Source organism: Streptomyces sp. NPDC045967 (genome assembly GCF_056430495.1).
Map to the genome: position 1 here is coordinate 1 of NZ_JBWKLE010000021.1, position 14,595 is coordinate 14,595.

General features: G+C 69.2%; 14 protein-coding genes and 3 pseudogenes. 8 read left to right on the plus strand and 9 right to left on the minus strand.

The window, feature by feature from the left end:
• Positions 1 to 143: 143 nt before the first annotated feature.
• Both AC07FY_RS28450 and AC07FY_RS28455 read left to right on the plus strand, forming a co-directional pair.
• Complete coding sequence (locus AC07FY_RS28450) at positions 144 to 611, plus strand: N-acetyltransferase family protein (protein ID WP_479011762.1); 468 nt, start codon at positions 144 to 146, stop codon at positions 609 to 611.
• 70 nt (positions 612 to 681) lie between these two features.
• On the plus strand, positions 682 to 1,524 hold the full coding sequence (locus tag AC07FY_RS28455; RefSeq protein WP_479012041.1) for an SDR family oxidoreductase: 843 nt from the start codon (positions 682 to 684) through the stop codon (positions 1,522 to 1,524).
• A 334-nt stretch (positions 1,525 to 1,858) separates the two neighbouring features.
• Here the strand turns inward: AC07FY_RS28455 and AC07FY_RS28460 are convergent, their stop codons facing one another.
• Positions 1,859 to 2,854, minus strand: coding sequence for a hypothetical protein (locus tag AC07FY_RS28460; protein ID WP_479011765.1), 996 nt, complete (start codon positions 2,852 to 2,854; stop codon positions 1,859 to 1,861).
• A gap of 324 nt (positions 2,855 to 3,178) precedes the next feature.
• On the opposite strand from AC07FY_RS28460, the pseudogene AC07FY_RS28465 reads away from it, so the two are divergent.
• Positions 3,179 to 3,968: pseudogene (locus AC07FY_RS28465) on the plus strand (IS5 family transposase).
• A 44-nt stretch (positions 3,969 to 4,012) separates the two neighbouring features.
• Positions 4,013 to 4,294 carry a hypothetical protein gene (locus tag AC07FY_RS28470; protein ID WP_479011768.1) on the plus strand — a complete coding sequence of 94 codons (282 nt, stop codon included), beginning with the start codon at positions 4,013 to 4,015 and terminating at the stop codon, positions 4,292 to 4,294.
• A 154-nt stretch (positions 4,295 to 4,448) separates the two neighbouring features.
• On the opposite strand, the pseudogene AC07FY_RS28475 reads toward AC07FY_RS28470, so the two are convergent.
• From AC07FY_RS28475 to AC07FY_RS28485, 3 genes and pseudogenes are all read right to left on the minus strand, one after another.
• Positions 4,449 to 4,586, minus strand: a pseudogene (locus AC07FY_RS28475) (transposase); the annotation flags it as partial.
• A gap of 133 nt (positions 4,587 to 4,719) precedes the next feature.
• Complete coding sequence (locus AC07FY_RS28480; RefSeq protein WP_479011771.1) at positions 4,720 to 5,046, minus strand: GYD domain-containing protein; 327 nt, start codon at positions 5,044 to 5,046, stop codon at positions 4,720 to 4,722.
• A 215-nt stretch (positions 5,047 to 5,261) separates the two neighbouring features.
• Positions 5,262 to 5,546 carry a hypothetical protein gene (locus AC07FY_RS28485; RefSeq protein ID WP_479011774.1) on the minus strand — a complete coding sequence of 95 codons (285 nt, stop codon included), beginning with the start codon at positions 5,544 to 5,546 and terminating at the stop codon, positions 5,262 to 5,264.
• A gap of 2,166 nt (positions 5,547 to 7,712) precedes the next feature.
• On the opposite strand from AC07FY_RS28485, the gene AC07FY_RS28490 reads away from it, so the two are divergent.
• The 3 genes from AC07FY_RS28490 to AC07FY_RS28500 all read left to right on the plus strand — a co-directional run bounded on the left by AC07FY_RS28490 (position 7,713) and on the right by AC07FY_RS28500 (position 9,434).
• A complete protein-coding gene (locus AC07FY_RS28490; RefSeq protein ID WP_479012044.1) occupies positions 7,713 to 8,123 on the plus strand; it encodes a helix-turn-helix domain-containing protein in 411 nt (136 codons plus the stop codon).
• A gap of 279 nt (positions 8,124 to 8,402) precedes the next feature.
• The gene (locus tag AC07FY_RS28495; protein WP_479011777.1) at positions 8,403 to 8,648 is read left to right on the plus strand and encodes a hypothetical protein; all 246 of its coding nucleotides are present in this window, start codon (positions 8,403 to 8,405) and stop codon (positions 8,646 to 8,648) included.
• Between the two features lie 534 nt (positions 8,649 to 9,182).
• Complete coding sequence (locus AC07FY_RS28500) at positions 9,183 to 9,434, plus strand: hypothetical protein (RefSeq protein ID WP_479011780.1); 252 nt, start codon at positions 9,183 to 9,185, stop codon at positions 9,432 to 9,434.
• A 300-nt stretch (positions 9,435 to 9,734) separates the two neighbouring features.
• Here AC07FY_RS28500 and AC07FY_RS28505 read toward each other — a convergent pair whose 3' ends face one another.
• The 5 genes and pseudogenes from AC07FY_RS28505 to AC07FY_RS28525 form a co-directional block, all read right to left on the minus strand.
• On the minus strand, positions 9,735 to 9,902 hold the full coding sequence (locus tag AC07FY_RS28505) for a hypothetical protein (RefSeq protein ID WP_479011783.1): 168 nt from the start codon (positions 9,900 to 9,902) through the stop codon (positions 9,735 to 9,737).
• Positions 9,903 to 9,906: 4 nt separating this feature from the next.
• Positions 9,907 to 10,853: pseudogene (locus AC07FY_RS28510) on the minus strand (ATP-dependent DNA ligase).
• A 535-nt stretch (positions 10,854 to 11,388) separates the two neighbouring features.
• Entirely contained in the window at positions 11,389 to 11,844 is a 456-nt protein-coding gene (locus tag AC07FY_RS28515; protein ID WP_479011786.1) for a hypothetical protein, read from the minus strand.
• 798 nt (positions 11,845 to 12,642) lie between these two features.
• Complete coding sequence (locus tag AC07FY_RS28520; protein ID WP_479011789.1) at positions 12,643 to 12,978, minus strand: hypothetical protein; 336 nt, start codon at positions 12,976 to 12,978, stop codon at positions 12,643 to 12,645.
• A 226-nt stretch (positions 12,979 to 13,204) separates the two neighbouring features.
• The gene (locus tag AC07FY_RS28525; protein WP_479011792.1) at positions 13,205 to 14,026 is read right to left on the minus strand and encodes an SDR family NAD(P)-dependent oxidoreductase; all 822 of its coding nucleotides are present in this window, start codon (positions 14,024 to 14,026) and stop codon (positions 13,205 to 13,207) included.
• Positions 14,027 to 14,119: 93 nt separating this feature from the next.
• Between AC07FY_RS28525 and AC07FY_RS28530 the strand changes: the two genes are divergently transcribed.
• The gene (locus AC07FY_RS28530) at positions 14,120 to 14,539 is read left to right on the plus strand and encodes a MarR family winged helix-turn-helix transcriptional regulator (RefSeq protein ID WP_479011795.1); all 420 of its coding nucleotides are present in this window, start codon (positions 14,120 to 14,122) and stop codon (positions 14,537 to 14,539) included.
• The last annotated feature ends 56 nt before the right edge of the window (positions 14,540 to 14,595 follow it).

A 14,595-nucleotide genomic window follows, 5' to 3' on the forward strand; every position in this document is an offset into this window, starting at 1 on the left:
TGAGTTGCCTCCGGGTCACGACCACAGTTCTACCGGGTCCCACTCCGCGCAGAGTGAAGAACTCAGAAGCTGATCACGACATCACACAGTCCCTAGGTCCGCATCACATCGTCAACGCCCTCGAAAGCCGGAGGTGCCCTGCCATGATCAGTGACGACGTCCTTCTTCGTCGTGCCGAGGACTCCGACGCGCGCCCCGCGGCCGATCTGTGGCTGCGTTCCTTCGCCGCCGCGCTGCCGACCGTGCGGTGCGCCCACGGCGAAGCCGACGTACGCGACTGGTTCGCCCGCGTGCTCGTGCCCCAGTACGAGACCTGGGTGGCGGTCACCGGCAGCAGCGTGGTGGGGCTCATGGTGCTGGGCGGGCAGGAGCTGAAACAGCTCTACCTCGACCCCGCGTGGCGCGGGCGGGGCCTGGGCGACCGTTTCATGTCCCTGGCCAAGAGCCAGCGGCCGGACGGGCTGGCGTTGTGGACGTTCCAGGTCAACGAATCGGCGCACCGGTTCTACGAGCGACACGGTTTCATCGCGGTCGAGCGAACGGATGGTCTGCGCAACGACGAGCGCGAGCCGGACGTCCGCTACGTCTGGCCTCCCCCACCAGCACGCTGACGATGAAGGCGGTCACCCGAACTCCAGGGTGACCGCCTTCATCGTCGCGGAGCCGGTCTACGGTGTCGTGATGACAGTTCTGATCGTCGGCGGCAGCGGCTTCCTCGGGACCGAGCTGGTCCGGCAGGCGAGAACAGCGGGGCACACGACCGTCGCGACGTACGCGACCAAGCCCGGTCCCGCCTCCCCGACCGCGTGGCGCCACCTTGATCTGCGGGACGCGGGAAGCCTGGACGCCATCATGGCTGAGGTGCGCCCGCGGCTCGTCCTCAACGCGTCGAGCGGATTGGCCGACTGGGCGGCCACGGCAGAGGGCCCCATCCGGCTCGCGATGGTCGCGGCGACGTACGGAACCCGCATGGTCCACGTGTCCAGCGACGCAGTGTTCTCCGGTGCGCGAGTCCACTATGAGGAGTCCAGCCTCCCCGACCCCGTCACCCCCTACGGCGCGGCCAAAGCCGCGGCAGAGACCGGCGTCCTCGCCGTGCATCCGAAGGCCGCTGTCGCCCGGACATCGCTGATCATCGGTTACGGGCGGTCTGTACACGAGAAGGTGGTGCACGAGCTCGCCGATGGCACGCGCGACGGCGTCCTGTTCACCGACGACATCCGTTGCCCCGTGCACGTCACCGACCTGGCCGTCGCCCTCCTGGAGCTGGCGGCCGCCGACACAGCCGGCGTCCACCACCTCGCAGGCCCCGACGCTGTGAGCCGCCACGAGCTTGGCCTGCTCATCGCCGAGCGGGACGGACTCGATGCCTCCCGACTGCCCACGGGCCTGCGGGTCGACAGCACCTTTCCCGGCGCACTCGACGTGCGCCTCGATAGCCGGGCAACCCAGCGGACTCTGCGCACCACACTGCGCGGTGTCCGGCAGTTCCTGAACCGCACTGCGTACCAGCCCAACCTGTAGTCCCATGCAAGAGCGGTCAGGTCCGTTGTGAGGACCTGACCACTCTGCTGTTCACGCAGGCGCGAGAAAGGGCGAACCTGCGGCGTACCAGACTGAGCCCCGCACGCTGGTGCAGATCAGGCAGCGCGGGCGGCTCACGGGGCGGGCTGGTTGCCCCGCGTGAGAAGAACACAGGCCCTTATGGTGGCTACGTAGGCGACTTGCAGGAACGGTTGCAGCCGGATTCGGGGAACGGTCGCGGCTGGTTGTCGTGGGGAATGTCGGCGAGATCCAGGAACAGTGCCGGCGGCTCGCAGCGGTGCATGCCGACCGGATCTGTCGCCCTTCGAACGGATCAGGAGAGCACCCATTGGGGCGGGTGTCCCGGGTCGGCCGGGCAGGTGAAGACGTGTAGGTCCCGGTCACGGCCGAAGCGAAGCCGGGTGGGCTGGGCGACGGACTGGCCGCCCCGGATCGGGACCATCCCCTGCAGGGACGGATCGCGGTCTTCCAGCGGCATCCAGCTGTGCGAGCCGGCGTCCATCTCGTCGCCCCCGGCCGTCAGCAGGAGCCGCATCGGGGCCCCACAGGACGCGCAAGTGATGTCCATCGGGCCCGTCGACGCCCAGCTGGGAAAGCCGCCGACCCGCCAGCCGGGCGGGATGGAGAGAGCGCCCTGGTAGTTCGGGGCGTTGCGGCCGCCTTCCGCCGTCTGAGCGTCGTCCCAGGCGTCGATGCTGGCGATCAGAGCCGCAGGCAGCGTGTCGTCCTCCGCCCAGGGATAGGTGTCCACCTCCTCGGGGTGCACGACGCAGGGTTCGGGAAGTTCGTGCTCCCACCGGAGCAGCGGCGCTTCAGGCGCGGCGGCAAGGAAGCGGTCCACTCGCCCCGTCTGCGCGGCCAGCCTCCACTGCAGGAGGTATCGGCGCTCCAGGTACGGGCCGTGGGTGCGCGGGCAACGGAAGAGCTGCACCAGGTCAGCGCCGCCGGGACCGGCGGCAAGGCCAGGGACATCCCGGCCGAAGAACTGGGCGAGCCCCACGAAGGGCGTCGGCCCGTCCTCCCCCGGACTGCCGGCGCCGGACCACGGGCGACTCCGGGGCCACACGCCCGCGGCCCGGGCGGCGCGGATGTCCTCCGGTGCGTACCCCTCACTCTCGGGCTCGTGCGGCTCGCGGCAGACCGGCCACGGCTCGTCGCTGGGCCACAGCAACGGCCCTCCGACATGGCTGTCATGCCGCCCGGGCTGCCCCGGCCGCGGGTGCAGGCGGGTCGTCCGCCCCCGGTATGCCGCCAGCTCGGGGAACACAGCCTCCACGGCAACCGGCCTGGCCGGCGTTGTCCTGGTCATAGGCGGAACGTACGCGGCCGGGAGCATGCCACGCGAACGGGTTACCGCGATCCCTCCCACGAGGACACTACGTCCGGCCAGATCAGCGCGCCCCGGGCCGAGCACAACCACGCTCCTGACACAAGCACGTAGGCGTTCCCGAATCTCGGCAACATCACTTCCCGGATGAGGAGAGTGTTCCTGACGCTGAGCAACAGACGTTCTCGAAACCAACCAACAGAGCCACCCTTAGAGCTCGTAACACGATCTTGGTGAGATCCCCTGGTCGGGCGTAACTGGTGTGCTGATTCGGCCGTTCGTGAGTGTGTGAGCACTCGGCCGTGGATCGTGGACGACGACTTGTGGGCACTGATCGAGCCGCTGCTGCCGCCCTGGCCGACGAGGTCGCCAGGGCCGCGGCCGGTGGCAGACCGGTTGTGTCTGCAGGGCATCCTTTACGTCCGCACAACGACATCGCCTGGCAACTCCTGCCTCCTGAGCTGGGCTTCGGCTCCGGGCAGACCTGCTGGCGGCGCCTGGAGCGGTGGCAGCAGGCCGAGGTCTTCGAACAGCTGCACCGCATCCTGCTCGCCGAGCTGAACGCAGCCGGCCAGCTCGACTGGTCCAGGGCCTGCGTGGACGGCTCTCACATCCGCGCGAAAAAGGGGGCGCCGACACCGGTCCGTCGCCGGTCGACCGGCGGAAGAAGGGCAGCAAACACCACCTGATCTGCGACGGACGCGGCACCCCGCTCAAGGTCATCACCACCGCGGCGAACGTCAACGACGTCACCCAGACCCTCGCCCTGGTCGACGGCATTCCACCAGTGGCGGGCCGCCCCGGCCGTCCCCGAAGGCGTCCGGAGGCCCTGCTCGGAGACAAGGGCTACGACTCCAACCCCAACCGGGAAGAGCTGCGCAAACGCCGGATCCTGCCGGTCATCTCCCGCAAGGGAGCCCCGAACATCAAGGACATGGGCAAACTCCGCTACGTCGTCGAGCAGACCTTCGCCCTGCTCCACCAGTTCAAACGACTCGCCGTCCGCTGGGAACGCCGCACCGAACTCCACGACGCGTTCGTCTCCCTCGCCTGCGGCCTCATCTGCTGGAGACGTCTCAAGAAGCACGATTCATGATCGTGTTACGAGCTCGAAGCAGGCATTCCGCACGGCGGGGAGTCTTGAGCGGCTGGCGGTGGGAGTACGACCCAGACGCCGAGCACGTCGTCAAGGGCCTGCCGCACCACGTGATCACAGAGGTCGAACGCATGGCCGATGAGCTCGTGGCGCTGGCCGAAGTAGGCGTGGATGTCACCGACATCGGTGAGGGAGCCCGCCGCGGCGTCCCCGGCGGACTGCGCCGTATCCCCCTTCTTGCCGACGGCTGGTTCTACGCCCTGCCCCTGCCCCGCCTACGCCTCATCGCGCTCGTCCGTGTCATCCCTCCCTACACCGACCTGTAGAACCCGAAGCCGGCCCGATACGGCGCCGCACCAGCCCACCTCGCACGCCACGACTGGCCGTATGCCTTCGCCCACGCCGACGCCCCCTGCTCTGCTCCCCCGTGCCGGCACCGGCGCTACATAGACAAGCGGTCCAGAGGAGGCCCTAGAGGTCCTAACAAAGGCGTTTCACGTGCCGGTGTGTGATGAGGCAGGCGGCGAGGCCGAGGAAGGCTTCGTGGATGTCATTGCGTCGTTCCCAGCGGAGGCGAAGGCGTCGGAAGCCGTGCAGCCAGGCGATGGTGCGCTCGACCGCCCCCGGCTCGGGCAACAACGGCTCGACCAGCGAACACAGTTCGTCCGAGACGACCCATGGCCGCGACTCCCTGTTCTCAGCCCACCAACCAACCAGTTATCAACGGAGGCAACGGCCTGCTCGCGGGCCGCTACTCGCCAGGAGCCCGATACCCGACTTGCTCCGCCCTGCGCAGGGCATCCAGCGTTTCGTCGACGCTCAGGAGAACGGTCGTCTCGAACGAGCTGAGCGCGCCACCTCCGCTGATCGCCAGCGCAACCGCGGCCATGGACACGTTGTCCGGAGCTTCCCAGAGGTTGTAGCCGTCGTGCGTGCCGAAGGCGTACCAGAAGCCGTGGAGCTTTCCACCGACGGATTCGATGTACGACTGAGCGGCCTTTGCGCGGTCCTCGGGGTGGCCGATCAACCTCGCCCACGTCTCCGGCGTGTAGCTGAACCTCGACAGATAGAGCGGCATCGTGTCTCCCTTTCGTTTCACCCATGGATGCACGCGCCGGGGGCGAAGAGAGCCGGGGTGGATCGCGGTTCCCCCAAACAGCCGGGGGCAATGACCGCCACGGCCCAGAGTCAACAGGTGAGCGGACCGCACCGGTACACAAGGCTTCGTTCGCTCGCACCTGTCGTACTGCGGTAACGACCACACGGGAGTGCTTGAATCTGTGGGCCGTCCGCTCACCGGTGTCGCCGCATACCCGACGAGGGTGACGTCCTCGCCCAGGCGTTCGCGCACACGCAGCCGGCGTCGCGAAGCCGCTCGAGGCAGTCGGCGTCGCCGTGAGCGAGCGCGGCCGCGGCGCGGACTGTGCGCTGCAGGGACTCCCGGGCCGTCTCCGCCGGTCCGCTGCGGGCGGCCTTCTCGGCCTCGCCGGTGACCGGCGGACGGCGCGCGGTCCGGTCCAGCGGCGGCATCGGGGTCAGGACCCAGCGGGCTTCGCAACCGCGGGCGGCGGCGTGCATCGCGGGGATGCCGCCGCGCAGCCGGGTGCCGGCCGTCCTGGCGGGCGAGCTCGCCGCGATGTGGATGTGGTCGTCCGCGTGCCGTACGGCGATCCACCATCGGGTCGAGCGACGTCAGCCTTGGGAGTTCCCTAGCGCGTCCATGCCCAGATCCGCAGTGGTGCCGACAGGGGTCCAGGCGGCCTCGACCCGCCCGCTCCGGGCCGCACCCCCGGGCAAGGCGACTTCCGCCTGGGTGAGGAAGGGCATCACCGGCGGGAAGAAGTCCCCGCTCGGCTGCCATGGGCGCAGCGCACTGGCAGGGGGTTGGCCGGATCCTCGTCGACGCTTCGACCTGTGTCGGACCGGCGTACGAGGGGACCGTGCGGGCGTCGGGGAAGGGGCGGTTGGTCCGGAGCCTGGACCTGCAGTTCACCGGGTGCCGCATCGCGATCTGCCACGCCGACGACGCCAGTGTTCAAACGACGGTGAACTGCGCATTCGACTTGACCAGCCTGTCCTGTGGCGATGCTCTCCAGGCCCTCGACCTCTACCACCACGTGATGGAGGGGAGCACCTTCCGTCTGCACCTCATCGGCAGCGAGGTGGCGTCCGGCCGGTTCTCCGGAGCGGCCTTCTCCCGCGACGACTACGAGCGGCACGCCCGACTCCGGCTCGCCGTGGAAGACCTCCACATCGTGCAGCAGCACGCACAACACCACCTCGCCGTACCCAGCGGGCTGCGACCGGCTGACCGGATGCTGCTGCGTATCGCCCGGCTCCTCATCAAGGAGCACTGCGTCGCCTACCGGAGGCGGCGGTACTGCGCGCCGTGGAAGCCTGCGGCTCCCACACCGATCACGACGGCCACGCCTGGTGGGCCCTCCTCAACGCCGAGCCCCGGCCGAAGAAGCGCCTGGCCGAGCTCACACCAGCCCACCTCCCTGCCCCCACTCCGGCCCATCTGGCAACGCACCTCAGCGCCACCCCCGCCCGACACCCAGCATCAGCCTCCACAACCAACACCCACCCCCCTCCTGAGATATAAGTCTGAGAACTCACCGGTCTGGAAATGTGGCCTGACCTGCATGAACGCAGAGCGGAAGCAGGATGCAGTTCCCCTTGTGTTTCCCCCTCTGGGTTCCCTCCCTGCTTCCCCCTCTAGGTTCCCCCGATGCTTCCTCCCTTGTGTGCAACGCTTCAGGCCGACAGACCGGCTCCCGGAGCCGTCCCGGATGCTCGGGGCCGGCAAGTGGGATCACCATCGGCCCCGGAAGCGGCCTCGGCGGCATGTCCACTGCCCGCCGGTTCGGGCTTGCCCACCAACTCCTGGCGCTGATCTGCCACGGGAGATGGCAGTGGTGACTACAGAACCCTGTCACTCACCGGTGGGTGACGGGCTTGCCCACTCACCCACCATCACGCGGAGCGCCCGGGCGTAATTGACCGTCCCACACGGAAGTGGTCAGTACTTCAGGGGGAGGGATCCCACCCGTCAGGGCCGGCGCCTCGCCACTCCACGAAGTCGGGATCGGTGAGGTCCACATTCCTCGGCGGACTCCAGCCCAGCGGCCTCGAGAAAGACACGGATGTCAGCCGGACGCTGCACGACCCCGTTGGCGACACCGCCGTAGCGCACCCGGCGCCAGCCCTGCTCATCGGGCCGACAGCCGGTCAGCCTGGCGGACATACGCCCATGGCTGAGTACTCGAACCCTTCGGGGGATGAGTGCTACCGACCGCCTGAAGCTGCACTAGGGGGCTGCCGCTGGCTGGCCACGTGCCGTAGCGGCCGGTCACTCACCGGTGACTCACCGGTGAGTCACCGGTGAGTCACCGGGTGAGCCGTCGCCCAGTTTTGATGCCGCACCAGGCCCGCCGGTGATCACGACGGTGATACCGGTGGCGTTGTGCACGGCGTGACGACTCTCCCGTACCGAAAAGCCCCGCCACGGGTTGGGGCTCGCAGGTCACCAAAGGCCTGGACCGCCCGCGCGGGGAAGAGCACCTGGTTGCGTGAACTGAGAGGTGCGCTGAGGGATGAGCTCATGCGGAACCATCATGAGGCCGCCACAAGCCACCTCCCCCGACGTCCAGGGGCGCACCCCGCATGTGGTGATGCGCCATGGCACTTGAGCCGATCCTGCGGGCCTTGCAAGACAGCGTCGTAAACAGCACCACAGGCAGGATGCTGCTCTCCGGCCTGGCCGAGAAGGCCGATCCGAACGGCACCAACGCCTTCCCCTCGCGGCGGACACTCGCCCGGATCGCGTTGTGCGACGTCAAGACGGTCCAGCGGCGTCTGGCCTGTCTCGCCGAGCGGGATGTGATCACGCTGGGAGACCAGGCAGCCGCCCGGTTACGTCCCCGCAGAGGCCCGCCCCAAGGTCTACGACCTGCACATCCCGGCCGCCTGGTACCGGCCGGAGCGCCTGGGCAGGTGAACGAGGACCGGGCACAGCGCGGTCTGCCGCCACTCACGGAGCACACCCGTCCGGCTCTGTCGCCGCCCCTGGGACGGACAGAGCGCAGCGACAGAGGGAAGGCGCGCCAGAAGGGAGGGGACTGTCAGTCCCCTCCCCCACCCCGACCCAACTAGGAGGGGAGGGGGGACTGTCAGTCCCCCAACCCTCTCCTTTAACCCTCCCCGTCAAAGAAACCCCGAAAGCGCCTGCGGCGCGTAGCGCCGATGACGCCCGCAGGGCTCCTACAGGTAGTAGCGCGCAAGGCCGGCGGCTACGCCGCGCCCGCCCCATCAGCCCAGTCCCGTAAGGCGCCCCGCCAGCGGATATCGAAAAGAGAGGCGGAATCGGTCAGAGCAGCGGAAGCAGGCTGGCCACCCGAGCCGGCACGACTGCTGCCGGCCCACCGTTCAGCCGTGCTACGGCAGGCGATCCTCAAGGCCCTGGACGGCGGACGCACGCCCCAGCAGATCCTCGATCGGATCCAGCGCCGGTGGTGGAGCCACGGCTACGCCCGCGCCCTGGCGCAAGGCGAACTGTCCTCCCCCGTCGGGGACGCAGTGGGCTTGGTACGCCCCTCCACCGACTGCCCGGACCCGATGTGCGAGGACGGCGCCACCCTCCACCTGGACCAGCCATGCACCAACTGCAACGAGCGTTGAGCAGACCGCCCCCGCGGCCGCGCCCCCGTACCAGGAGAAAACATCCGCGGCCCGAGTGATGGGAATGCGAGGGTGAAGACTGGCTGCCCCGTAATGATCTTCGAGCTGCCTGGGGGGTGTGGGCCGCGGTGCGGGCCACACGGCCATCCGGCGAGTGCGAGGTTGTGCAGGTGGGCGATGCCGAGCATGGCGTGGTGGACGCGTCGCACGGCCGCCACGCGTCCGCGCGGAACCCGGCCCTCACCTCGGGGTCGTCCATGAGCCGGTCGCCGGTCTCCGGCGGCGCCACATCCAGGTGTGCGCCGTCCACGGCGTGTTGTCTGAGCAGGTCCTCGACGTCCCTGCAGTCCACGCTGTCTCCACCCACTGGTGACTCCTGACGAGGCCCGGGGCCGGGTTCCGGTAGACGCACCTCGCCCCCATTTGTGCGACACGCACAGTTACCTTTCAGCGAGCCGTCCTGTTGGTGGGGTGCTCGGAAGCACTGCTCCCTGAGCACCCAGCCGACATTGACATTCATGGAGGACGAACCCAATGGCAACCACCACTCCGATTCGACAGACCATGGCACGCATCACCACCACCGTTGTGCTGACAACCGGTGTGCTTGCACTGGGCGTCGCCAGCGCCCATGCCGCCGAAGCCCCGGGAGCGCCCCTCGCCCCTGCGGGCACCGCCGACTTGGGCGGCCTTCTGGGCACGGTGACTGGCCTCCTCGGCGGCGTCACCAGCGGCAGCGCTATCTCCGGGCCGGATGGGCTCCTGCCCAGTGGCATCCTGGGCTGACCGCCTGGCGCACGCGAACCACTTTGTGAGGCCCAGAATCTGAAGCCCCCAGGGCTTCGGTAGCAGGCATCTGGCGGTCAGCCTCTGGCGGCAGGGGGCACCCGTACCCCTCGTGTCCTGTGACAGCGAGTTGGACTGATTGCCACCGAAGTTGGACCAGTGGACACGCTCCAGAAGAAAGGACCCCTGGGCCTTTCTGGGCCCGCTGCGCGCCGAATCGGAGTGCTCCGGCTGCGAGGCTTGCGCCGGGCGCTCATGGCGCGTGAGCCTAGCCTCGCCGTGTGCATCCCGGGAAGCGGGTCAGCCGGCTGCGGTGGCCGGGCCCTGCCCGAACACCGGGACATCCTCCACGCCCACATCCAGGCGCAGCCGCTTGAAGCGCACCGGGTGGCGCCACACGCCGCCCCGGTCAATCGAGCGGTCGGAGATCTCGGCCACCAGGTCGGGGCGGACCAGGCGCACGTCCAAGACGTCACGGCTCCCCCACGGCGCGGCGAACGTGACGCCCTCCCACGGGTCCGGGGTCGGCGGCCGTCAAATGCTCCGCGACCAGGCGGGCCGCCTCCGTGCGCAGCGGGACAGTGCGGCCGACCGGGCGCAGCCGGCCGTCCGGGGTATGGCGGCCGAGGACGAGGAGCTGCGGGCGGGTGAGAGTGCCGGTGACGCCACCGATGACCGCCTCGGTGGTGTCCCGTCGTCCGACCTTGGTCCACGCCCCCCGATGGCCCGGCAGGTAGCGGCGGGTCTGAGGTTTGCAAAGGATGCCCTCTACGCCGGACACGTCCGTCCACGACTCGAGCCATTCGCGTGCCTTGGCCGGGTCCGTGGCCATCGGACACAAGGTCCATGGGGTCATCAGGGCGTGGTCGGTGAACAGGGCCTGAAGGCAGGCGCGGCGCTCCACATACGGCAGGTGCAAAAGCTCCCGGCCGTCCATCTGCAGACGTCGAACACCACGAAATGGGCCGGCAGCTTCGCGGCCAGGCCGGGAGCGCTGCGGGCGCGGGTGGCGGCCCGGCGCTGCAATCCCTCGAACGACAGGGCGCCGGCCTCGCCGTCCCACACGAGCAGTTCGCCATCGAGGACCAGGCCGGCGGGGAGCTGCGCCTCGGCAGCCGCGACGAGATCAGGGAACGCGCCCTGGACCAGGGCGCCGCGGCGGGTCTGGAGCCACATCCGCCCACCCCGCCCGGCCGGGGTGAACACCAACGCCCGATACCCGTCGAACTTCTGCTCATACGCCACCCCCGAACCGAGCGCCAGCGACTTCTCCCTGCACTGCTGTTTATCGTCGGAGTCGGGCTGGTTGAGGCGGATGAGGGCGAGGACTGCCAGCCGTCTTCTTCGTTCTCGGCTTTGTCCTGCTCCGCCACTTCGGGGGCTGTCTCGGTCGAGGGATCGTGTAGAGGGGCCGGCCATAGCGGCTCCTCGCCTTCGACGCTACGGACCCGGCCCTGGCAGGCACGCCCCGGCGCGGGTACCGGTGGCCGTCGGGCGTTGCTGACGCCAGAACGGGTGGAGCAGCTGTCCAAGGTCGGAATGCGGTGGGCGTAGCGCGCCCCGGGCTGCCCCGAGGAAGGGGCGCGTCGGGGCCCTGGACTTTGGCAGGCCATCGGGGGAAGCGCGAGTAGCTCAGACGCTGTCAGCCGACGGTAGGGTCCTAACATTCAGCGGGCCCACACCCCGCTGGACCGGAGTGTGGGCCCGCTGGCCCGTGTGGTGGTGGTTCCGCCGCGGACCCACGGCGGGGGCGAGCCTATGTTGTCCAGATGTCTTGTCCCGGTCCCGTCGGCCAGGACCTTCGGGAGCAGGCTTTCACGCTTGGCGCCGACCATCAGGACCGCCTGCACGGCGCCGAACTGGTTCGGGGGGGTGCCGCCTGTGACGGTCAGGCCGCAGCCTTGGACGGCTGTTGTCGATGACCGTTCTCCGACTGATTCCAGGGGAAGAGGCGTCAGTATGAGATGACGACGTAGGAGTCGCCGCCCGGCTCTCCAGAGCCGCCGGGGGCGCCGGGGCCAGCTCCGGCGTCGCCGCCGTCGCCGCCTGCGGCACGGTCGTCCGGTGCGGGCTGGGCGGGCAGGCCGCCCTGGCCGCCGGCGTCGAGGATGCCGGGGGCACCGTCGCCGCCATTCTGGATCGTGCCGGCTCCTGAGCACATCCCGGTGCCGCCCTCGCCGCCGGCTCCGGGGATGATTCCCCCAGGACCACCTCCTGCTCCACCACCGCCGCCTCCCTGCCCGCCGGTGGCGCTGGCCAGGGCGGTGGCATCGGGTGCGAGCAGGGCAGCAGCTTCTCCCGGCTCGCCGTTACCGCCGGGCGTGCCGACGGGACCAGCCGCACCGCCTTCGCCGCCGGCTCCGCCTTCGCCTGTATCGACGGTGTAGACGGTGCCCGGTGTCACCGGCACGGTGCACGAAACGTAGCCGCCGGCTCCGCCTCCACCGCCTCCACCGCCGACTCCGGGGCCGGAGCCACCGGCTCCGCCGCCTCCGCCTCCCGCACCCCAGACCCGGGCGATCACGGACGTGACGCCCGCGGGTGCGGTGAAGGTTCCGTCGGAGGTGAACACCACTTCACCACTGGGGGGTGGGGTAGGGGTGGGGGTGGGGGTGGTTGCGACGACGGGACCCGACTGGGCTGCGGCACCATTCACGCCGACGCTGTCCCTCCCGCTGCAGATCTGCTGGGCAGCGGTCGCATTCGCCGCCCCGCTCCCAAGGAGCGAGCCATTGAGAAGGCCATTCTGAAACGCCACATGGGTGACCTCAGAGCGCTGATCACACTCGACCACGCTCGGTCCCGTGTCCCCACCGCCGTAGGCGTGGACGAAGGCACCACCAGCCCCCAACACACTGACGCTCCCGACCACGGCAGCTACCAGAGCAGCCCGGTGAAACGTGCGCACAACATTCTCCCTGTCGTTCGATTTATCGCCATCCGCGATGGACGGAACGCCAGATTGCGGACAACGAGCGGGATGTGCAGCCCTTGACTGCAACACGACTCAGTTGTCGAAGAGGTGGTCAGGTCGCGACGGGCGACCGGCCCCATAGGTCCGCCCTACCTCAGGGCGCAGCCGGAGGAACGCGACCGCGCCCTGCACACCACAGGCCCGGGGAGCAATCAGCCTTGACGTCCCGGGGCCCGGTTCTTGGAGTCGCGCCGTTCAACCGGGGTTGCCACCCGGGTCGGGCGTGTCGGGTCGTTACAGGACGCCGGGAAGAAGGCCCGTGGCGGTGGAAACGAGGCCGCTGAGGAGGTCACCGGTCGTGGCGGAGCCGCCATTGAGGCCGCGGCTGTCCCTGCCGCTGCAGATCTGCTGGGGAGACGTTGCGGTCGCCGGGCCACTACCGAGGAGCGGGCCGTTGATGAGGCCGTTCTGGTACGTCACCTGCGTGACCTCAGACCTCTGATTGCAGACGATCCCGTCGCCGGGTTGGCCCGTCTCCCTATCGCCGTGGGCAGAGGCTGCACCGGCGCCGAACACACTGACACTGCCGACCAGGGCAACTACCACGGCAGCCTTGCGAAGCTTGCGCACAGCATTTCCTCTTCGTCAGAGCCGCAACCATCCTTCGGATGGAAATTACAGACGTGAACGTTATGAGAGATTCGCTCCACTTTAGGTGCGACACGCTTACGGCGTCGCCTGGGAGCCTCCGTCCACGCAGACGTCGACCTGGTTCTTGCCCCCCAGCCTCGGACTCCTAATTCGGACGCCGGCAGCAAGTAACCCGGGGTAAACGCCGACGCCGGAAGTCCCCTCTCTAGGCGATCCATTTCCTGGTCAGCTCCTGCACGGTCGAGCCGTCGCCGTCGGTGAGCTTCACGGCGGTGAACGCGCGCGCAGCATCCGAGGTCTGTACCCGGAAGGCGGGCTGCTCGGCCTCCAGCAGCTCGACGATTGGTGCCGCCGCTTCCTGCGGCGTCTGCGCGGCGGCGAAGGCGTCGCGGGTGCGGGCCAGATAGGCGGCCAGCGCGGGGGCATACGGACCAGCCTGCTCCACCACGGAGTCGCGGCCGCCTACGTTGCTGACGAACTCGCTGGCCACTGCGCCCGGCTCGACCACGCTGACGGCCACGCCGACTGCTGCCGCGACCGGCGCGAGTGACTCCATGAAGCCCTCGACCGCGAACTTTGCCGCGCAGTATGCCTCGTTGAACGGCTGGCCGACCACGCCGCCGACGCTGGTCACGGTCACCACACGGCCCTTGCTCGCCCGCAGCATGGGAAGGGCCGCCTTGGTGGCGTGCAGGACGCCGAAGAAGTTGACCTCCATGACGGCGCGCACATCCTCGACGCTCTCCTGCTCGAGCGTGCCAAGGTGGCCGGCGCCGGCGTTGTTGACCAACGCGTCGAGACGGTCAAGGCCGGCCAGGCAGGCTGTGACAGATGCCGGGTCGGTCACATCCAGCGCGCGGACCTCGACGTTCACCCCGGCCGCCTCCGCCGCCGCCAGTAGCCCGCCCGCCTTGGTGGTGTCGCGCATGGTGGCGACGACGTGCCAGCCGCTTTGTGCGGCGGCAACGGCAGTGGCGAGGCCGATGCCGGAGGAGGTGCCGGTGATCAAAACGGTCTTGGTGTTCATCTTTCGGCCCTTACTTATGGAAGATAACTAATGTTGTTCATAACTATGGGGCGGGATATTTCATGTTGTCAAGCACATCGGTAGACTGGGGTCATGCCCACGCCACCGGATGAGACGAACAGGGAGGTCGTCGGCCTCTTCGCGGCCATCAACCGCCGCTACGCACGGGAATCCGAAGCCGCCGCCGCCGCCCACGAGCTGACCCCACTCCAGGCCAAGGCGCTGCTCGCCACCGAGGACCCGGTCCCGATGCGCCGCATTGCGGACCACCTGCATGCGGAGCCCTCCAACGTCACCGCGATCATCGACCGCCTGGAACGCCGCGCCCTGGTCGAAAGGCATCCCGACCCGAGCGACCGCCGCGTCAAGCTCGTCGCCGCCACTGCGGCCGGCCGCGCCGTCGCCGCCGACCTCCGCGCCCGCATGCCCTTCGCCAGCGCCCCGCTGGACCGGCTCACCACGGAGCAGGGCGAGTCCTTGCGCGAGCTGCTGCAACTGGTGCTGAACACTTAGGGCGACCCGGTGTCACCGCGATGCCACCACTCACGGTCCCCAGGCCCCGCAGCCGT